Genomic DNA, 20,261 nt, shown 5'->3' with positions numbered 1-20,261 from the left:
ATCTGCATTGCAGGTGTAATACCCATTAAGGATTAATACTTTGGCGCAGTAATGCAAGGCAGCCGCAACATAATGTCATCATTTAGTGCAGTTTAAGATTAAGAATACGGCGATCCTCTAATAATCAGTAGGGGAAAACACTGACATCAAAAAAGACCCGGCGTAGCGACCGCCGGGTGCAGATTTACAGTTGGGCTTCTATCACCTCAATCTCTTTTCGCCATTGCGCCTGCAACTGCGGTTTTTGATGTTTGGGCTTGCGCGCCAAATCTTCTTCCAGCAGCGTTTCCAGCGCGACCAGGCGTTCGAGCAAATCATCAGACGCAGCAGGTGGTGCGTTCAGCGCTGATATCGACGGTTCGGGGACAACCGGACCGGTCCCCTCGCGCAGACGATCGAACACCGCCTCCGCATCGTGCCATTCACTCAGCCTGCCGTTCTCAATCAGCCAGAAACGGTTACAGCTCTGGCCGATCAGTTGACGGTCATGGCTTACCAGCAGCACGCCGCCTTCAAACTGTTGCAGGGTAACAGCCAGCGCGTCTTTGCCTTCCATGTCCAGATGATTTGTCGGTTCATCCAGCATCAGCAGGCTATAGCGGGCAAGCGTCAGGCCGACGAACAGCAGGCGCGAACGCTCCCCGCCGCTCAGCGTACTGACTTTTTGCCCGTGCCGCGCCCACGGGAAGCCGGCACTGATGAGCGCCATTTTACGGGTCTGCGGATCTGGCGCGAAAGGTTCCAGCGCATCCAGCAGCGCCGCATCGTCCGGCAGCTGGTGCAGCGTCTGGTCGTAGTAGCCGACCGAGACGCGCGGATGACGCTTAAGCCTGTCGTCTACAATCTCGTCGCAAAAATGACGCCAGATAAGCTTCATCAGCGACGATTTACCGCAGCCGTTACGCCCCACAATCGCCACGCGATCCCCACTTTTCAGCCGCGCGCTGTCGAGGGTAAACAGCGCTGGCAGACCCGGCTCCGGAGGCACGCTGAGGTCGGTTATTTCCAGCAGGCGATCGGCCCGCAGCGCGTCCCCGCACAGGGTTAAGGTCCACGGGCTTCCCGCCGTCAGTTCTGTCTGGTTTTCTTTCAGCCGTTCGACCTGTTTTTCCATCTGCTTAGCCTTACGGGAGAGATCTTCGTTGTCGTAGACCTTGCCCCAGGTGGCGAGGCGTTTGGCGCTGGCCGTTACGCGGTCGATCTCTTTTTGCTCTGCCTTGTGGCGCTGCGCATCGCTTTCGTCTTTCGCCTCCAGCGCCTGACGGGCGGCAGTGCAGGGAAGGGCGAAGTAGTGCAGTGTTTTATCGCGCAGGATCCAGCTGCCGTTGGTTACCGCGTCCAGCAGCTGTCTGTCGTGAGAGACCAACACAAAGCTGCCGGACCAGCGCTGTAAAAACTGCTCCAGCCACAGAAGGGTCGGCAGGTCGAGGTGGTTGCTCGGTTCGTCCAGTAACAGCAGATCCGGATCGTTTATCAGCGCTCTCGCCAGCAATAAACGCGTATGCTGACCGCCGCTCAGCGTGGCGGATTGCAGCGCCGTTTCCTGCGCCGTAAAGCCCATTTCGGCCAGCAGCGTCTCGGCCTTCCAGCGTAGACTGTCGCGCTCAGCGGTCGGCAGCTGCGCCAGCACTGCATCCAGCATGGTCAGGGGATAAAGGGTCTCCGGCAGATGTTGTTCCACGCGCGCCAGCAGGCAATGTCCCGCCAGTGAAACGGTTCCGGCAGCAGGTGACTGCGTCCCGTCGAGGATTTTCAGCAGCGTACTTTTTCCGCAGCCGTTATCACCCAGCAGGCCAATGCGGTCGCCTTTTTTCAACGTAAAGGAGAGAGAGTCGAAGAGCGTGCCAAACGCGGTATCAACACGTAAAGAATGTGCAGTAAGTAGAGTGCTCATTGTTGCTTACCCAGGAGTTACAGGCATGTTTATGCCTCGTCAAACATCGCTGACGATAACTCAGTAAGCCCGAGAGAAGGGATTTCAGGGGTTGGTGTCTTCGCTCAAGCGGAAGTTATCGCAGCACGATACCGATAACGCTTGAGCCGGTGCGATCACCTAATGTATGTGAAACATTGAAAATTTCACAGTACAGCATAATTGGCCTCCTTATATATTCAGTGGGTTGATGGATGAAGGGAGTGTAGCGGGGGAATGTGGGTTTGGCTAGCGGGAAGTGCCGTATATTCCCTTCACCCTGACCCTCTCCCCTTTAGGGAGAGGGCTGGGGTAAGGGACAATATTTAAATCGAAGTACGACGATAGCTACGGTATTCCGGCATCCAGAAATTATCGTCAATTGCCTGCTGCAACGCATCGGCAGAGGTTTTCACCGCTACGCCTTGCTGCTGCGCCATTTTGCCCACCGCGAAGGCAATGGCACGGGACACCTTATGTATGTCCTTCAGCTCCGGCAGTACCAGTCCTTCACCGTTGTTCACCAGCGGAGAGTGACCCGCCAGCGTTTCGCTCGCGGACATCAGCATTTCGTCGGTGATGCGTGATGCGCCGGAGGCGATGACACCCAGGCCAATACCCGGGAAGATGTAGGAGTTGTTGCACTGCGCGATGGGGTAGAGTTTGTCCTTCCACACCACCGGATCGAACGGACTGCCGGTCGCGACCAGGGCGTTGCCTTCGGTCCAGGCGATAATGTCCTGCGGCGTTGCTTCCACGCGTGAGGTCGGGTTTGACAGCGGCATCACGATAGGACGTTCGCAGTGCTTGTGCATTTCGCGAATGATCTCTTCTGTAAAGAGGCCAGTCTGCCCGGACACGCCAATCAAAATGTCCGGCTTGACGTTGCGCACCACGTCAAGAAGGGAAAGCACTTCGTTGTCGGTATCCCAGTTTTTCAGGTTCTCGCGCTTCTGCACCAGTTTGGTCTGGAACGGAAGCAGGTTCGGCATGCCGTCGGTCAGCAGGCCAAAGCGGTCCACCATAAAGACGCGGGAGCGGGCCAGCTCTTCACTCAGGCCTTCACGCTGGGTCTGGGCAATAATTTGCTCGGCGATGCCGCAGCCCGCAGAGCCCGCGCCCAGGAAGACAATTTTCTGATAGCTGAGCTGGCTGCCCGCCGCACGGCTCGCGGCAATCAGCGTACCGACGGTCACCGCCGCGGTGCCCTGAATGTCGTCGTTGAACGAGCAGATTTCATCGCGATAACGGTTAAGCAGCGGCATGGCGTTTTTCTGCGCGAAGTCTTCGAACTGCAACAGAACGTCCGGCCAGCGGTGCTTCACGGCCTGAATGAAATCATCAACAAACTGATAGTACTCGTCGTCGGTAATGCGCGGGTGACGCCAGCCCATGTACAGCGGATCGTTCAGCAGCTGCTGGTTGTTGGTCCCCACGTCCAGCACCACCGGCAGGGTATAGGCCGGGCTGATCCCGCCGCAGGCGGTATAGAGAGAAAGCTTACCGATGGGAATACCCATCCCGCCAATGCCCTGGTCGCCAAGGCCAAGAATACGTTCTCCATCGGTCACCACGATCACTTTGATGTTGTGGTTCGGCACGTTTTGCAGAATGTCGTCCATGTTGTGACGGTTCTGATAGGAGATGAACACGCCGCGGGAACGGCGGTAGATCTCGGAGAAGCGTTCGCACGCCGCGCCGACCGTTGGGGTGTAAATCACCGGCATCATCTCTTCGAGATGGTTCTGCACGAGGCGGTAGAAAAGGGTTTCGTTGGTATCCTGGATATTACGCAGGTAGATGTGTTTATCGATTTCGGTTTTAAAGCCCTGATACTGGATCCAGGCACGTTCTGCCTGTTCTTCAATGGTTTCAACCACTTCAGGCAGCAGGCCCAGCAGGTTAAAGCTGCTGCGCTCTTCCATGCTAAAGGCGCTGCCTTTGTTCAGAAGAGGGAACTCCAGTAAAACCGGACCGGCGTAAGGAATATAAAGGGAACGATGTTTTTTCAGTTTGTTGTCCATGTCACTCACTCTTTTTAAGAAGATCCGTCCCTGACACTGCTGTTTGTCATCTTTCTGGCCTGTGCTACGGGGTGCGGTCGGTTGGTATTATAAAGGAGCTGAATATTAATTACCGCAACACATAAACAAAAACACCATCGGGATTACCGATGGTGTTGTGAATATCGTGCCGGAACTTACTTGCCGGAAGGGCGTTTTCTGCCGGTAGCGTGGGTAACCTGCGTTTCGCTACCCTCCTCAATAACCACTTTACGCTTGTTAGAGAGCTTGTAGTTCAGTCCCAGAATGTGGCGTGCCTGACGGTTCGATTTCATATTAACTCCTCAATCCTGTTGATAGTTTTAAGGACAAGCTTGCTTACGCAAACGAAATGTAACCCCTTAGGTTGCAGATCCAGCTTAGCAGGTTTTTATAAAGGTGCGTTGCGCCCGCTAACCACATAGTTGATGGTTTGCTGGTAGATGTCACTGAGGATGTCATTGTCCGTGGCTTCCACCCACTTGGTCAGTTCCATCAAAATGTCATCTTCAGTAACAACACCGTGCTCGGCGTGAAGACCTTGTGCGATCGCGTTAACAAGTTCCGGTTGTGCTGCTGTGGTATGTGCCGGGTAATAAGTAAACATGCTGCCTCCGTGTCGTTGTCTGTTTAATGTTACGGCGTGCAAAATCGTAATTCGCATTCAGAGTGACAAATATTTTCGTCGTTGTGGCTCAGATTCGTCCTGGAAATAAAAATATCACATGCCGTAGCACAGAAATAAATTTTAGGGCTTCCAGCGGCGTAAATTCGTCTTTTTTTCATAAGGCATGGGGGTCGGCCAGGAGATCAATTCCACAACGCTGCCCCAGGGGGTTTGACCATAGCAGAAAGCATTGCCTTCACCTTGCTCATCCGGAAAGCTAAGCGGCTTCGGCGCGGTAAACATCTCGCCGCCGGCGGCGGTGAAAGCCGCGATGGCACTATCAAAATCATCAACATAAACAGCAAAATGCTGAAGGCCAAAATCGCTGGCACGGGCGGGCATACCCTGCTCAGGACCGTGCATTTCGAAGAGTTCAATGCCGGGTCCGTGAGGCATGGCGAGCATGCGGATGGCGTGAATTTTAGTGCCGGGAAATAATTTTAAGGTGTGTTGCTGAGCGGACTGGTCAATATTATCGGTTTCAGCATCGACAGAATGATATAAAACCTTCGCGCCGAAAGCGTGCTCAAAAAATAGGGTGGCTTTTTCAATGTCGGGCACGGTAATACCGATATGGTCGATGCCCCTTACTGGCGATTGCATATAAAACTCCTGCTATAAAAAATTTAAATATAGCAGGAGATAATCAGGCTATTACCACTTCATTTCGCCGGTATTCACTTTGGCGCTCAGTTCCAGAGAACTTTCTTCCGCAAGGTTCGGCCACTGTTTTTTCATCGCGTTGATGACGCCAGTTGATTCTTTATGCGTCGTGAGGGCCAGTTCAAAACGCTGTAGATAGTCACGGGTAAAGTCAATCGCGCCGGTTCCCGCGGGCGATGTTCCCAGATAGTGGCCCGGAATCACGCGATCGGGCTTACGGGCGGCCATATTATCCAGGGTCTGCTGCCACTGTTTGCGGCTTTCTGGCGTTTGGGTATCCGCCGTCCAGACGTGAATGCCCCAGGCGACGCCCGTGCCGCCGAGGATGGTTTTCGCGGAGGGGATCCAGACATACGCTGCATAGCTTTCAGGCTCTTCAATGCTCACTCTCTCACCGTCAATCATAAAGGTGGTTGAGGCAAGCACCTGCGGTACGTAAAGCTGCGTGGGCGCGCCGTCTTTCATCTGCGGCCCCCAGAAGGCGAGCTTGGCGTCTTTAGTGGCGTTGATATGGTCCACCACCTGCTGCGTAGCGACAACCTTGGCGTTCGGGAAGGCTTTCACCAGCGGTTGCAGACCAAAATAGAAATCCGGATCGCCGGAGGTGATCACAATTTTGTTCAGCGTTTTACCGCTGTGGCGAATTTTTTCCACCAGTGCTTCGCCATCCTTTACGCTGAACTGCGCGTCAAACAGCACTGCCTCTTTCGGCCCAGAAACCAGGGTGGATGAGACGGCAAAAATCCCTTTTTCTTGCGGGTTGTACGTATCAATGGTTAACGGCGCGGCAAACGCGGCCGGAGTAACAAGGGTGGTCAGCAAAGCAAGGCGGGCGATGGTCATGGTCAACTCTCTTTTTATCAGGAAAGTCTCTATTGTACGGATCTCTGCATTTGCCAGAATTCCTGAAACAGGAGATGCTTAGTTTCATAAATCGAGCAAATGGAGGTCAGAATGGATCGCGTAATTGCCGCCCAGGTGTACAACCGTATCTGTGAGCTGGGAAGTTTAAGCGCGGCGGCGCGGGCGCTGGGGATCTCTCGCCCGATGGTGAGCCGCTATCTGGAGCAAATGGAGAAGTGGGCCGGTGCGCGGCTGGTGAACCGTTCCACCCGCAAGCTGACGCTAACGGCGGCGGGAGAGAAAGTGCTGCAAAAGACCCGTACGCTGTCGCAAATATCTCAGGAAATTGAAGATCAGTCCGTGAAGGATTTGCCCTCAGGCACCCTGCGCGTCGCCTGCGCGCATTTTACCGCAACCCAGCTGATCGCTCCGGTTTTGCCGGATCTGTTGCAGCGTTACCCTCAGCTGCGCATCGAACTGGATGTCAATAACCATCCGGTGAGCCTGGTGGGAGAGCGAATTGACGTGGCGATACGCATCACCGATAGCCCCGAGCCCGGCATGATCGCCCGCAGGCTGGGAGAGTGCCGGTCCGTGCTTTGCGCCTCGCCGCAGTATCTTGCCAGCCGGGGCGTTCCTGAACAGCTTGAAGATTTAGCCCGGCACAACTGCCTGCATTACAGCTTCTTCGCGGGGCAATCATGGCGTTTTTTGACGCCCGAAGGCGAAGCGATCGCAACGGCGGTGAGCGGCAATCTGAGCGCCAGTATCTCGTCTCTGCTGATGGAGGCAGCGATAAACCACTGCGGTATTGCCATGCTGCCCGAACGCGAGGCCAGCGCGGCGCTCAGAGAGGGCAGCCTGGTGCCGGTACTTAACGCCTTCACGCCAAAACCGATCGGCATATTTGGCATTTATCAGTCGCGTGACTATCAGCCTGCGGCGCAGCGCGTGTTTCTCGACGCGCTGGCAAACCACCTCGCTGCGCCTTCGGACTAGTCTGTGTTCCCTGCAAAACGGGTGAGGCGTCCTATACTTAACCCTTTGTAAGCCAAAAGGAGAGCAAGAATGACGATTCATAAGCACGGTTCAGCACACTGGTCAGGCGACATTAAGCGCGGCAAAGGGACGGTATCAACCGAAAGCGGCGTCCTTAACCAGCAACCTTACGGCTTTAACACCCGCTTTGAGGGCGAGAAGGGAACCAACCCGGAAGAGCTGATTGGCGCAGCGCACGCAGCGTGTTTCTCCATGGCCCTGTCGCTGATGCTGGGTGAAGCGGGCTACACCGCTGACTCCATCGATACCACGGCGGACGTCTCGCTGGATAAAACCGACGGGGGTTTTGCCATCAGCAAGGTCGCGCTGCAAAGCAAGGTGACGGTACCGGGTATCGATCCTCAGCAGTTCGACGGCATTATCCAGAAAGCGAAGGCGGGCTGTCCGGTCTCGCAGCTGCTGAAAGCGGAAATTACGCTGGACTATAAGCTGAACTGATTACAGGCCGGGCAGATGCCCGGCTTATTTTTTAACGGTTACGCCAGCAGCGCACGCTTCGGTTTCCGGAAGAGGATTGAAGTTGTTGCGGCTGTTCACATCCCTGCGTTGCCAGTGGGCAACGGTCTCGGAAATAGCATCCGATCGGCAGGTGCCGGTTTCCGGGCAGGTCGGTTTTTCGCAGCGCCAGCGCGTCGTCAAGCGGCTGGCCGGTGCGGGGAACGGAGTCAAGCAGCAGCTGCGTATACGGATGACGCGGCTGGCCCAGCACCTGGTCCGCCGTGCCCAGCTCAACAATCTGCCCCAGATACATCACCGCCACGCGATCGCTCATGTGCCGGACCACCGAGACGTTGTGAGAGATCAGCACGTAGGTGAGATTTCGCTGCTGTTGCAGGGCAACCAGCAAATTGAGGATCTGCGCCTGGACGGAAATATCCAGCGCGCTGGTAGGTTCATCGAGCACGATGATGTCCGGATCCGAGGAGAGCGCCCGGGCAATGGCGATTCGCTGACGCTGTCCGCCCGAAAACGCATGCGGCAGACGGTCAAGGTATTCAGCACGAATGCCCACCTGCTTCGCCAGGGCTTCGGCCTGCTGACGACGCTCCCGCTCGCTGCGGCGTTGCTGTATCCACACCGGCTCGGTGATGATGCGCCAGACGGGTAAACGCGGATCGAGAGATGAGAGCGGATCCTGAAATACCATCTGCATACCGCCCGCCGCGTTCGCACGCAGACGTGCGCCGATGCTCGGTTTGAGCATGCCCATCAGCAGCTGCGCCAGCGTACTCTTTCCACAGCCGGATTCCCCCACAATGCCCAGCGTTTCGCCGCGATGGATCTGGAGATCCATGCCGTTCAGAGCGTGCACCTGTTCCGTCACGCGCCCCAGCCAGTTTTTGCGCGCGGGAAAATTCACGTGCACGTCGTCCAGTTCCAGCAATACCTCAGACATGGCGTGTCTCCTGTTGTGGATACCAGCAGGCTGCCTGCTGGCCTTCTGTGCCCGTGGAGTGTAAGCGCGGCGTTTCACCGCATTTCGCACCGGCCGCAAAACAGCGCTCGCGAAAGGCACATCCGCGCGGCAGGTGGCTGAGATTAGGCACCGTGCCGGGAATGGCCGGGAGGATCTCACGCGGTTCGCCATTTTCCGGCGCGCACCGCAGCAGGCCAATCGAATAGGGATGCACAGGATGGTGAATCAAGGTCTGCGTGCTGCCGCTTTCGATTACGCTGCCCGCGTACATGACGTACATCCGGTCACAAAGCTGCGACACTACCGCCATATCGTGACTGATAAACAGCACCGACGTTCCGCTGGCGCGCGCTTTATGTTTCAACAGCCGCAGCACCTGGAGCTGGACGGTCACATCCAGCGCGGTGGTGGGTTCATCGGCAATGATCAGCTCCGGCTCGCAGGAGAAGGCAAGGGCGATCATCACTCGCTGGCGCATGCCGCCGGAAAGCTCAAACGGATAGCGATCCATCACCTGTGCCGCGTCCGGAATCTGCATCTCGCCAAGCAGGGAGATCGCTTTTTGCTGCGCTTCACGCCGTGAAAGCGGCTGATGCTGGCGGATCACCTCCACCATCTGCCTGCCGATCCGCCGCGTGGGGTTGAGCGCCGTCATCGGCTCCTGAAAAATCATCGCCACCTTTGCGCCGCGCCACTGGCGAAGCTGTTTTTCCGACGCGTTCAGCACATCTTCCCCGAGCAGCGTGACCCGCCCGTGGTGAACATGGTAACTGCCTTCCGGCAGCAGGCGCATCGCCAGCATCGCGGTGACCGATTTTCCCGAGCCGGATTCGCCCACTACGCCAACAATTTCACCCCGGCCAATCTCCAGCGAGACGTGGTTGAGCGCATGTACATCGCCGCGAAAAATGGGGAAGCTCAGGTGTAAATCTTCAATCGATAATACGGAATCACTCATGACTGCTTCCCTCCTGATTTGGGATCCAGCAGGTCGCGAAGACCATCGCCAAACAGATTAAACCCGACTGCCGTAATCAAAATGGCCGCCCCGGGAAACGCGCAGTACCACCACTGGTCAAGCACGTAGTTACGTCCCACGGCCACCATCGCGCCCCATTCGGCGGTGGGCTGCTGCGCACCTAACCCAATAAAGCCCAGCGTGGCGGCCATCAGAATAGCGCTGCCGATATCCAGCGACGCCTGAACGATCAGCGGCGGCAGGGCGTTACGCAGGATATGCCAGCGAATCAGGTGCCAGCGCGATGCGCCAAAGGTGCGGGCGGCCTGCACATAGGTAAACTGGCGCACGACCAGCGTCTGACCACGGGCCAGCCGTACGTAAAACGGAATGCGGACAATCGCAATCGCCAGCATCGCGTTAAACAGGCTTGGGCCGAGCGCGGCGGCCAGCGCCATGGTCAGTACCAGCGAGGGGATAGAGAGCATAATGTCCATGATGCGCATGATGATGGCGTCGCCGCGCCCACCAAGTACGCCGGACAAGCAGCCGAGCAGCGAGCCGATGCCGCCCGCAATCACCACCACCGCCAGCCCCGCCGTGATGGACTGCTGGCTGCCCACCAGCACCCGGCTGAACAGATCCCGGCCCACCTCATCGGTGCCAAACCAGTGCTGGAGTGACGGCGCCTGCAAACGCGCGGTGAGATCCAGCGCGTTCGGATCGTGCGGCACTATCCACGGCGAAACCACCATCATCAGCAGCATCAGGATCATAATGACTCCGCCGATCAGCGTGAGCGGGCTTTTGCGTAGCATCCAGAACAGCCTCGCCCAGTGGATGCGCTGTTTAGCGGTGCTGACAGGGACAGGCGTTTCCTGAGTTAACATCATTCGGCACCTCCGCGCCCGATTCGCGGGTCGATCCACAGATACAGCAGATCCACCACCAGATTGACGAAGACGTAGGCCAGCGACACCACGACCGCGAAGCCCATGACGGCAGGGAAGTCCAGCGCCTGAATGGAGGTCACGACCCAGGCGCCCATTCCCGGCCAGGCAAACACGGTTTCGGTGAGGACGGCCCCGTACAGCAGATCGCCCAGCGCCAGCCCGAGCACGGTAATGGAGGGGATCATGGCGTTGGGTAAGGCATAGCGCAGCACGATGTACCAGCCCGGCAGCCCGCTCGCCCGAGCGGTACGAATATAATCCTCGCTCAGCTGCTCCAGCATGGCGGAGCGCACCTGACGCGCCACAATTCCCAGATGCACAAAGGCCAGGGTCAGGGACGGCAAAATCAGGTGCTGAAGCGCGTTGAAGAACACTTCACCGTTGCCTTCCAGCAGGGCGTCCAGCAGATAAAAGCCGGTCACGTGGGCAGGGGGATCGAGCCAGTCGTCCAGCCTGCCGCCTCCGGGCAGAATTTGCAGCTGCCCGTAGAACAGCACGATGACCCCCAGACCCAGCCAGAAGGCAGGGGTCGAGATGCCCGTCATCGCCATCAGCCGCACCAGATGATCCAGCCAGCGGTTACGGTACACCGCCGATAAAATTCCCAGCGGTACGCCAATCACCAGCGCCAGCAGCAGGGAGCAGAAGGCCAGCTCCAGCGTGGCGGGGAAAAAGGCTTTCAAATCTTCCGCAACGGGACGACCGGTGCGAATGGACGTGCCCAAATCACCGTGCGCCAGCGCCTCAACATAGCGGCCAAACTGAATATAAAGCGGCTGGTCCAGGCCCAGCTGCTGGCGGATGCCCTGCACAATTTCATCGCTCGCGCGGTCACCGGCCAGCAGGCGGGCCGGATCGCCGGGGATCAGGTGTGAAATAATAAAGGTAATAATACAGACACCGGCCACGACGAGGATTAACCCCCAGCAGCGCTGGCGCACGATGCTCCAGAACGTCATACACTTTCCCCCGGCATGGACCGTTACTTACTCATGGTGGCGATGTTAAAGACCTGCTCCAGCATCGGATTAAAGGTGAAGCCTTTGACCTCTTTGTTCATCGCCAGCTGGTAGTTCTTCTGGAACAGATAAACGTAAGCCGCCTCGTCAATCACCACTTTCTGCGCCTGCTGATAGTCTTTGGTGCGTTCCGCCTGATCGGTGGTTTTCAGTGCCGCCTGCAACAGCGCATCGACCTCTTTGTTCTCATAGAATGAGCGGTTGCCCGGCAGCCCTTTTTTGTCCGATTCGAACCAGTAGTTCATGAACATGTACGGATCGGCGAAGTCCGGGCTCCAGTTACCAATCGCGATGTCATAATCACCTTTGCCGACGCGGTCGCGCATGGTGGCGTTCGCCAGTTTCTCCAGCTTGACGTTAATCCCGAGCCTGCTCAGGCTCGCCTGGGTGGAGAGGGCGATAGGCTCCCAGTTCGGGTCGTTATCGGAGTAGAGGAACGTCAGGCTGGCGGGTTTATCGTTGACTTTTTCCAGCGCCGCTTTGGCTTTGGCCTCGTCAAAGCTGTACTGCATGGCGTTTGCATCGAAGCCCCACATGCCCTCCGGGATCGGGCCGCGCATCTGCTTGCCGTTCCCGCTGAGAATGCCTTTCACCATCCCCTGATAATCGGTCGCCCAGGAGACCGCGCGGCGCAAATCCACCTGATTCATCGGGGCTTTACTGTTGTTCAGATAGAGATAGGTCACCCGAAGGGACGGGTATTCCGCCACGGCCACTTTGCCTTCTTGCTTCAGGGCGGCAAGCTGATCCACCGGCAGGGCGTCGGCGATATCCAGATCGCCACGGGAAAGTTGCAGGCGACGCGAGGCGCTTTCACCGATAATCTTCACCGAGACGCGCTTAAAGTGCGGCTTTTCGCCCGGCCAGTGCGGGTTGGGCACCATTATCAGCTGCTGACCTTTGCGCCAGCTTTTCAGCATAAATGGCCCGGAACCCGCGGTGTTTTGCGCCAGGAAACCCCGCGCATCGTCGGCGGCATTGGCCTTCAGCACCGCCGGGTTGACGATCGACGCGCCGTCATTCGCCAGCGTGTAGAGGAACGGGGCAAACGGCTGGCTGAGGGTGAATTTCACCGTATGTTCATCCACGGCGTCCACTTTCAAATCTTTCGGGAACGCTTCGGATGGCCCCTGGTTAATTTTCAGCAGGCGTTCAAACGACAGCTTAACCGCTTCGGCGGTCACCGGCGTGCCGTCGGAGAATTTTGCATTGTCCGCCAGGGTAAACGTCCATTCTTTCTGATCGTCTGACGCCTTCCAGCCCGTCGACAGATCGCCTTCCACCTCCGTGGTGCCAGGCTTGTATTTCACCAGACGCTGGTACGAGGGGTAGGTCACCGTCCAGTCGTTGTTATCGATAGTCACCGCCGGATCCAGCGTTTGCGGATCGGCAGCTTTACCTATTACCAGCATATCTTTTGGCACTGCCGCCAGCGCGAGCGGGGCGCTGAGGGCGAGCGTAGCGGCAATCAGGGTAGTAAGCAGCGTTGTTTTCATGGCCGGGCTCCAGAATTACAGTGAGGGTGTGGTCGAATAACAGGCGAACTGATCGTCCAGTAGCGGATAGCTTGCGGCGTTCGGCAGCTCGAAATGCCACCATTCGCTGCTGATGCCGACAAAACCGCCGCCGGACATCACGGCGTTCAGGAGCAGACGATTACGCTGTGCCGCGGGCGGAACGGAAGGGTGCCACGCATGAGAGCGGTCGTGCATTTCGTCAAACGCGGCGCCCATATCCAGCACGTTGTCGTGTTCATCCATCAGCGTGACGTCAATGGCGGTGCCCCGGCTGTGGTTGGAGCCAATCGCGACGTCCACCACGTATTGCGGATTGGGGCAGGCATCCCAGAGTTGCGCCTGCGCCTGCTGTGGACGATAGGCGTCGTAGACCACCAGTTTCAGACCGGCCAGCGTGGCAATGCCGATCGCTTTTGCCAGTGCGGTGGCGGCGTCCGTATGCAGCAGACACGCGGCGTGCTGGTAGATTGGGCGGCCGGTAATGTTATCGGCAGTGGCGTATTTCAGATCGATATGCAGCGTGGGAAAGGTTTTCGCCACATCAATCAGTTGACTCTCTTCAGGCATAGCTCCGCTCCTTTAGCGTTCAAATTGACCAAACTCTTGTTGTAATTGTCGGTTGACTGCCAGACGCTCCGGCAGCGAATCCCCCAGCGCCTCCACCACGCCCGACAGCAGCAGGTTGAACAGGCAGCTCACGGGCGCCAGCGAATCCCAGAAATGGCCGGTATCGGTCTTAACCTGGAGTAAATCAATCGGGTAATCCCGCGCCCATGGGCACCAGATATCGGTGATCAGCGCCATCGACAGCCCTTTTTCGCTCGCCACGCGGCAATACTGGCGGGCAATGGCGGAGTAGGCGCGGGTATCGGTCAGCACGATATACGGGTGCGCAAACCCGGAGTTAAGCGACTCCACCCAGCTGCCGGAGAGCCCTTCGGAATAGCTCACGCGCGGGCGCAGGTACTCCAGATGGCTGAAGAAGGCATTGGCGATCCCGCGCGTGGACTGGATCCCCAGCACGAAGACGGCATCGGCATTGGCAAGTTGATGGACCACCTGCCTGAACGTTTCGCTTTGCGCCAGTTGGTAGACATGGGCAATGGCCTCCACCTCCAGCGACAGGGAGTGCTGAACGCGATCCGACAGCGGCTGTTGCTGCTTCCAGGAGTCGAGGCGCTCGTTAATGCCCCAGGGCTGATGGGGATCGCGCAGGCTTTTTTTGGCATCGTCCAGGTTGCGATAGCCCAGCTTGCGCAGAAAACGCCCGACGGTGATCCCGCTGGTGGCCGTGGCCAGCGCCACGCTTTCTGCCGTTTCGAACGGGATCTGCCCGACGTGCGCCAGCATCCAGCTTGCCACCCGCTTTTCGCTCGGGGTGAGCTGGCTGAAAGTCGCTTCGATACGGCTTAACACCTCAGGTTTGGTCGTCATACCGCCTCGCTGTTAACTGGCTGTCATTGGCCGGGTTTCTGTTATTGCATTAACAATGCAGGACGCGTGCCATGTTCACATTGCGGCGAAAACGCGCTGTGCAGCTAAGTTAATGCAATATTTGTTTAACAGATGATCAACATTTGTGCAGCGTAGTTCACTTTTGGTGCAGTGTCCGACCCGAGAGATATCTATTTGGTGAATACGTCAGTGTCTTCACATTTTTTGGTAAGATGAAGGATCTGTGGACAAGAGAGGGAGCCTCACATGGCGAATTTGCCCTGGCGGGTCAGCGTGCGCCTGATGGCTCTCGCAAAAAAACTGGCGATGGTTATCGGGAGCATTGTGCTCGTCCTGCTTGCGGTGCGGGTTTATCTGTCCCAGCAGGGACCGGCCCTGCATCACTGGCACACCTGGCGGGCTGACGAAATGTCCGTGCAGGAGATGGATAACGCGAGCTTCGCGGCCTATGTCGCCCGTGAAAACGCCATCTTCACCGATCTCGACGCTGAGGTGACGGCGAAAGCCACCGCAGCAGAGCGCACGCCCTTAAACCGCTATTATCGCCAGAGCCTGGTGTGGCCAGGACAGTTTTCTCCGGATGCGAACCGGTCGTTTGTGCTGATGCCTGCCGGAAAGCCGCGCGGGGCGGTGGTGCTGCTTCACGGTCTGACGGATTCGCCCTACAGCGTCAGGCATCTGGCTCTTAATTATCAAAAGCACGGCTTTGTGGCCGTTGTTCCTCGTTTGCCCGGACACGGCACGGCGCCGGGCGCGCTGACAAACGTCGAGTGGGAAGCGTGGCTCGCGGCGACGCGCCTTGCGGTTCGTGAAGCGACGCGTCTGACGGGGAGCGATCTCCCGCTGCATCTGGTGGGCTACTCCAACGGCGGGGCGCTGGCGATGAAATACGCCCTCGACGCCCTTGATGCGCCGGCACTGCGTAAACCCCAGCAGATTGTTTTGCTGTCACCGATGATTGGCGTCACGGCATTTGCTCGCTTTGCTGGTTTCGCCGGGCTACCGGCCATGTTACCGGCGTTTGCCAAAGCCGCATGGCTCAACATTGCGCCGGAATACAACCCTTACAAATACAACTCGTTTCCGGTGAATGCGGCACGTCAGTCCTGGCTGCTTACCCAGGCGCTGCATGAGCAGTTAAATCGCGATGTTCAGGGCCACAAACTGGCGCAGCTCCCGCCGGTACTGGCGTTTCAGTCGGTTATGGATTCAACGGTCAGTACCCGCGCCGTGGTCACCGGGCTGTTTGATCGGCTTCCGGCTAACGGCAGCGAACTGGTGGTATTTGATATCAACCAGGCCGGGAGCTTCCGTCCGCTGTTCAGGCCTTCATCCTGGACGGCGGTGGCCGATCTGCTGCCCGTGGTAAAAAGACGTTACAGTGTCACGATTGTAACCAATGCCAGCCCTGACAGCTTCGAAATGGTGGCAAAGGCAACGCCAGCGGGTAGCACCCGGGAAACGGTGGTGCCGCTGACGGTCTCTTATCCGCAAGAGGTGTATTCCCTGTCGCACGTTGCCATTCCGTTCCCGCCCAATGACGATCTGTATGGCCGACATCCTGAGGTAAAAAATCACTATGGCATTAGCCTCGGGACAATTGCCCTGTGGGGAGAAACATCGGTGCTGAGCGTCGGCAAAGATGCGCTAATGCGCGTGACGTCGAATCCGTTCTACGATTACATGCAGGCGCGGATTGACAGCCGTATCGGGGAAAATTAATTCCGCTGCGGAATAGATTAGGTCCCGCCGGGGAACTGTGTTAAACAGTACCGCTCTGGCCTATATCCCTATCGGACCTCTTTCTTTGCTGACAACTCTCATTTATCGAAGCCAGCTGAGCTTAACCTGCACCTCCGCAGCGTTAAGCGAGCTGGTTGAACAGGCCAGGATCCGCAATACGGAGCAGGGCATATCCGGCATTCTTCTCTCCAGTGGCCGTGACGTCCTGCAAATTCTTGAGGGACCGGAACAGAGCGTAGTCGCGCTGTTTAATACCATCCGCGAAGATAACCGGCATACCGGCGTAGTGGAGCTGATGCGCGACTACGGTCCGCGCAGACGGTTCGATAACGTGGGAATGCTGCGGTTTGACCTGGAGGTTCAGACCCCGAAGGCGATTCTGGCGTCGGTACTGCACTACAGCAAGCTGGAAAGCTACCTCACTTCTGAGGATCGGGTCTTCAAATTCATCCAGACCTTTATCACCGGCAAAATCTCTGCGCCACGGGCTTCGAACTATGAGCCTGATAAATGGACGCTGTCGCGGGAAAGCACGCCGTTTGGTGAAGGGTTAGGCCTGCTTGCGGGCCAGCCCTGCCAGTTTGCGCTGCAACCGATTGTCGAGCCGTCCGAAGGCAAAATCAGCTCTCTTGAGGCGCTCATACGCGGAAACGACGGCGGTAGCCCGGAGCATTTCTTCAGAAGCCTCGATCACCAACGGATTTACGAAGTCGACCTGCAAACCAAAGCCTGGACCTTTGCGCTGGCGAAAAAGCTGGGCATTGGTAGCCACAAGCTGGCGGTGAATCTGCTGCCGATGTCGCTGGTTAACGTGCCCGGTGCGGTTGAGTTTCTGGTGACGCAGATCAAACAGCACGGTCTCCAGCCAGAGCAGGTGGTCATTGAAGTCACTGAGAACGAGATGATTTCCGGCTTCAACCAGTTCAACAGCGCCATCAAACAGCTGCGCGCGGAGGGGGTTGGGCTGGCGATAGATGATTTTGGTTCCGGCTATGCCGGCCTGTCGCTGCTCACGAGATTCCAGCCGGACAAGCTTAAAATCGACAGGGAGATCGTCAGCGATATCCACCTGAGCGGCCCCAAGCAGGCGATTGTGAAGTCGATAATCAGCTGCTGCACCGATCTGGAGATTACCCTGGTCGCGGAAGGTATTGAGAAGATAGAGGAGTGGTGCTGGCTTGAGTCTGCCGGTATTCGCCGCTTTCAGGGCTTTTTGTTCGCCCGTCCACAGCTCAACGGCGTGGGTGATATCCACTGGCCCCATCGGGTGCGTTAAGCAAATTTTCCCTCGCCTTATTTCCCCAATACCACGCCTGTGCTTAAATAGCTAAACCGGTTTAACATTATTTAGCTAAGAGAGTGATATGGAGACGATCTGGGTACTTGGCGATGCGGTGGTGGATCTTTTGCCCGATGACGAAGGCAAACTGCTGCAATGTCCGGGCGGCGCGCCGGCCAACGTTGCGGTGGGGATTGCGCGTCTGGGTGGCAGGAGCGCGTTTATCGGCCGGGTGGGCGACGATCCGTTTGGGCGTTTTATGCAAAAAACGCTTGCGGATGAACAGGTTAATACAGAATGGCTGCGTCTGGACCCGCAGCACCGGACCTCCACGGTGGTGGTGGATCTCGATAACGACGGTGAACGTTCCTTTACCTTTATGGTTCGCCCGAGCGCGGATTTATTCCTCGATGCTGGCGACCTCCCGCCATTTCGCGCCGGGGAGTGGCTGCACGTTTGTTCCATCGCGCTCAGCGCCGAACCCAGCCGTTCCGCGACGTTTCAGGCGATGGCCGCTGTCAGACAGGCGGGCGGTTTCGTCAGCTTTGACCCCAATATTCGCGCCGATCTCTGGCACGATGAAGCCGAGCTGCGCCACTGTCTTGAGCGGGCATTGGCCTGTGCAGACGTGGTGAAACTCTCGGTAGAAGAACTGGCGTTTTTAACCGGAAATGCGCAGGTGCATGAGGGGCTGGCGGCACTGATGCGTACCTGTCCGGCCAGGCGGGTGCTGGTGACGCAGGGAAAAGCAGGGGTGACCGCCTGGCAGGAAGGCACATTGACGCACTATCCTGCATCACCCGTGGAATGCATTGATACCACCGGGGCGGGAGATGCTTTCGTCGCCGGGCTGCTGTTCGGCCTGACACGTGATGGCGAAGCCAGCCTCTCAGACGTTATCACGCTCGCCCAGCGCTGCGGGGCGCTGGCGACAACCGCAAAAGGGGCAATGACCGCGCTGCCTTACCATCACGAACTGTAATTCTCCTCGCATGGGCCGCCGGTCGGCGGCCTGAATTGTCGCCTCGATCACACTTACTAAAACGGTTTAGCAAAAACAGTTGCCGATCCAAAATTTGGCGGTTTAGTATCATTGACCTAAACCGGTTTAGCAACTTAGCACTTTCACCAATATTTTCGGGATGCGACAAAATGTATAAAAAACGCAGACTTGCCGTGATGATAGGCATGCTGGCCGGCAGTACCTCTGTTTTTGCCCAGACGGATATGACGCGTATCGAAGCACGTCTGGCGGCGCTGGAGCAGCGCTTGCAGGAGGCGGAAACCCGCGCGCAGGCCGCTGAAAAGCGCGCCACGATAGCGGAAGAGAAAACGCAGCAGCTGGTCACCGCGCAGCAAAAAGCGCAAACCACCACCCAGGCGGTGGCGCAGCGTACCACGGCCCTGGAGGAGAAAGCCGATCGGACCGGCGGGTTTGAATTTCACGGTTATGCCCGTTCCGGCCTGCTGATGAACGACGCGGCCTCCAGCAGCAAAAGCGGTCCCTATCTGACTCCCGCAGGGGAAACGGGCGGGGCCATAGGGCGTCTGGGGAACGAAGCGGATACCTACGTGGAGCTGAACGTTGAGCACAAGCAGACGCTGGATAACGGCGCGACGACGCGCTTCAAGGCGATGCTGGCCGACGGACAGAAAACCTATAACGACTGGTCAGCAGACAGCAGCGACCTGAACGTCCGTCAGGCCTTTGCCGAACTGGGCAATCTCCCGGACTTCACCGGCGCGCTGAAGGGCAGCACCTTCTGGGCGGGCAAGCGTTTCGATCGCGACAACTTCGACATTCACTGGCTGGATTCCGACGTGGTATTCCTCGCCGGGACCGGCGGCGGCGTCTATGACGTGAAATGGAACGATACGCTGCGCAGCAACTTTTCCCTTTATGGCCGTAATTTCGGCAGCGAAGAGGAGATCGACAATAACGTTCAGAACTACATCCTCAGCATGAATCACTTCGCCGGGCCGGTGCAGCTGATGGTCAGCGGCCTGCGGGCAAAAGATAATGACGACCGTAAGGACAGCAACGGCGATCCGATTAAAACCGACGCGGCGAACAACGGGGTGCATGCGCTGGTTGGTTTGCATAACGAGAGTTTCTACGGCCTGCGGGAAGGTTCCGCCAAAACGGCGCTGCTTTACGGCCACGGTCTGGGTGCCGAGGTGAAAAGCATCGGTTCTGACGGCGCGCTGCTGTCTGAGGCCGATACCTGGCGCTTTGCAAGTTACGGTGTCACGCCGCTGGGCGGTGGCTGGCATATAGCGCCCGCCGTGCTGGCGCAAAGCAGTAAGGACCGCTACGTGAAGGGCGACCGCTATGAGTGGGTCACGCTCAACACGCGTCTGATCAAAGAGGTGACCCAGAATTTCGCCCTCGCGTTCGAGGGCAGCTATCAGTACATGGATTTGAATCCGGAAGGCTACAAGGATCGCAATGCGGTTAACGGCAGCTTCTACAAGCTGACCTTCGCCCCAACGCTAAAGGCGGGCAAGATTGGCGATTTCTTCAGCCGTCCGGAGCTGCGCCTGTTCGCCACCTGGATGGACTGGAGCAGCAGGCTGGATAACTACGCCAGCGATGACGCCTTTGGCAGCAGCGGCTTCAACGCGGGCGGGGAATGGAATTTTGGGGTGCAGATGGAAACCTGGTTTTAACCCTTCACGCTCCCGCATCGCGGGGGCGTTTCGAACATCATAAAAAGAGGTCAGGAAGAGGTAT

The 20,261-nt window shown here is 57.5% G+C and carries 19 protein-coding genes; 6 read left to right on the top strand and 13 right to left on the bottom strand.

From position 1 onward, the window contains the following. Nucleotides 1–184 precede the first annotated feature (184 nt). From DBR02_RS21500 to DBR02_RS21475, 6 genes are all read right to left on the bottom strand, one after another. Nucleotides 185–1,894, bottom strand: coding sequence for an ABC-F family ATP-binding cassette domain-containing protein (locus DBR02_RS21500; protein WP_107535397.1), 1,710 nt, complete (start codon nt 1,892–1,894; stop codon nt 185–187). A gap of 344 nt (nt 1,895–2,238) precedes the next feature. Then, entirely contained in the window at nt 2,239–3,936 is a 1,698-nt protein-coding gene (locus DBR02_RS21495) for an NAD-dependent malic enzyme (RefSeq protein ID WP_003857058.1), read from the bottom strand. 176 nt (nt 3,937–4,112) lie between these two features. Continuing rightward, nucleotides 4,113–4,250 (bottom strand): stationary-phase-induced ribosome-associated protein, encoded by a 138-nt coding sequence (gene sra / locus DBR02_RS21490; RefSeq protein WP_003857059.1) that lies wholly within the window; start codon nt 4,248–4,250, stop codon nt 4,113–4,115. A gap of 95 nt (nt 4,251–4,345) precedes the next feature. Further along, nucleotides 4,346–4,561, bottom strand: coding sequence for a biofilm-dependent modulation protein (bdm, locus tag DBR02_RS21485; protein WP_022648192.1), 216 nt, complete (start codon nt 4,559–4,561; stop codon nt 4,346–4,348). Between the two features lie 141 nt (nt 4,562–4,702). After that, on the bottom strand, nt 4,703–5,224 hold the full coding sequence (locus DBR02_RS21480; RefSeq protein WP_107535396.1) for a VOC family protein: 522 nt from the start codon (nt 5,222–5,224) through the stop codon (nt 4,703–4,705). 51 nt (nt 5,225–5,275) lie between these two features. Then, nucleotides 5,276–6,127 carry a Vmh family MBL fold metallo-hydrolase gene (locus tag DBR02_RS21475; protein ID WP_107535395.1) on the bottom strand — a complete coding sequence of 284 codons (852 nt, stop codon included), beginning with the start codon at nt 6,125–6,127 and terminating at the stop codon, nt 5,276–5,278. A 111-nt stretch (nt 6,128–6,238) separates the two neighbouring features. Here DBR02_RS21475 and DBR02_RS21470 point away from each other — a divergent pair, with 111 nt between their 5' ends. After that, the gene (locus DBR02_RS21470; RefSeq protein WP_233157664.1) at nt 6,239–7,126 is read left to right on the top strand and encodes a LysR family transcriptional regulator; all 888 of its coding nucleotides are present in this window, start codon (nt 6,239–6,241) and stop codon (nt 7,124–7,126) included. 69 nt (nt 7,127–7,195) lie between these two features. Then, a complete protein-coding gene (locus DBR02_RS21465) occupies nt 7,196–7,624 on the top strand; it encodes an OsmC family protein (RefSeq protein ID WP_063866672.1) in 429 nt (142 codons plus the stop codon). Between the two features lie 31 nt (nt 7,625–7,655). On the opposite strand, the gene DBR02_RS21460 is transcribed toward DBR02_RS21465, so the two are convergent. The 7 genes from DBR02_RS21460 to DBR02_RS21430 are packed head-to-tail and all read right to left on the bottom strand — an operon-like array spanning nt 7,656 to nt 14,484. Then, nucleotides 7,656–8,582 (bottom strand): ABC transporter ATP-binding protein, encoded by a 927-nt coding sequence (locus DBR02_RS21460; RefSeq protein ID WP_107535393.1) that lies wholly within the window; start codon nt 8,580–8,582, stop codon nt 7,656–7,658. Continuing rightward, on the bottom strand, nt 8,575–9,561 hold the full coding sequence (locus DBR02_RS21455) for an ABC transporter ATP-binding protein (protein ID WP_107535392.1): 987 nt from the start codon (nt 9,559–9,561) through the stop codon (nt 8,575–8,577). Before DBR02_RS21455 ends, DBR02_RS21460 begins: the two co-directional genes overlap by 8 nt. Beyond that, nucleotides 9,558–10,454 (bottom strand): D,D-dipeptide ABC transporter permease, encoded by an 897-nt coding sequence (gene ddpC / locus DBR02_RS21450; RefSeq protein WP_063866675.1) that lies wholly within the window; start codon nt 10,452–10,454, stop codon nt 9,558–9,560. Before ddpC ends, DBR02_RS21455 begins: the two co-directional genes overlap by 4 nt. Beyond that, nucleotides 10,451–11,473 (bottom strand): ABC transporter permease, encoded by a 1,023-nt coding sequence (locus DBR02_RS21445; RefSeq protein WP_003857077.1) that lies wholly within the window; start codon nt 11,471–11,473, stop codon nt 10,451–10,453. Before DBR02_RS21445 ends, ddpC begins: the two co-directional genes overlap by 4 nt. A 23-nt stretch (nt 11,474–11,496) precedes the next feature. Further along, nucleotides 11,497–13,029, bottom strand: coding sequence for an ABC transporter substrate-binding protein (locus tag DBR02_RS21440; RefSeq protein ID WP_107535391.1), 1,533 nt, complete (start codon nt 13,027–13,029; stop codon nt 11,497–11,499). A gap of 15 nt (nt 13,030–13,044) precedes the next feature. Continuing rightward, nucleotides 13,045–13,617 (bottom strand): D-alanyl-D-alanine dipeptidase, encoded by a 573-nt coding sequence (gene ddpX, locus DBR02_RS21435; RefSeq protein WP_063866677.1) that lies wholly within the window; start codon nt 13,615–13,617, stop codon nt 13,045–13,047. 12 nt (nt 13,618–13,629) lie between these two features. Next, a complete protein-coding gene (locus DBR02_RS21430) occupies nt 13,630–14,484 on the bottom strand; it encodes a MurR/RpiR family transcriptional regulator (protein WP_107535390.1) in 855 nt (284 codons plus the stop codon). Between the two features lie 267 nt (nt 14,485–14,751). Between DBR02_RS21430 and DBR02_RS21425 the strand changes: the two genes are divergently transcribed. The 4 genes from DBR02_RS21425 (at nt 14,752) to DBR02_RS21410 (ending at nt 20,197) form a co-directional block, all read left to right on the top strand. Further along, nucleotides 14,752–16,227, top strand: coding sequence for an alpha/beta hydrolase (locus DBR02_RS21425; RefSeq protein WP_107535389.1), 1,476 nt, complete (start codon nt 14,752–14,754; stop codon nt 16,225–16,227). A gap of 85 nt (nt 16,228–16,312) precedes the next feature. Beyond that, a complete protein-coding gene (locus tag DBR02_RS21420) occupies nt 16,313–17,524 on the top strand; it encodes a diguanylate phosphodiesterase (RefSeq protein ID WP_107535678.1) in 1,212 nt (403 codons plus the stop codon). Between the two features lie 88 nt (nt 17,525–17,612). Further along, the gene (locus tag DBR02_RS21415; protein ID WP_107535388.1) at nt 17,613–18,509 is read left to right on the top strand and encodes an aminoimidazole riboside kinase; all 897 of its coding nucleotides are present in this window, start codon (nt 17,613–17,615) and stop codon (nt 18,507–18,509) included. Between the two features lie 170 nt (nt 18,510–18,679). Further along, the gene (locus tag DBR02_RS21410) at nt 18,680–20,197 is read left to right on the top strand and encodes a carbohydrate porin (RefSeq protein WP_107535387.1); all 1,518 of its coding nucleotides are present in this window, start codon (nt 18,680–18,682) and stop codon (nt 20,195–20,197) included. Nucleotides 20,198–20,261 lie beyond the last annotated feature (64 nt).

The organism is Enterobacter cloacae complex sp. (assembly GCF_900322725.1).
GTDB lineage: Bacteria > Pseudomonadota > Gammaproteobacteria > Enterobacterales > Enterobacteriaceae > Enterobacter > Enterobacter quasihormaechei.
The sequence above is the reverse complement of the archived record's forward strand: the minus strand, read 5'-3'. Positions and strand labels throughout refer to the sequence as shown.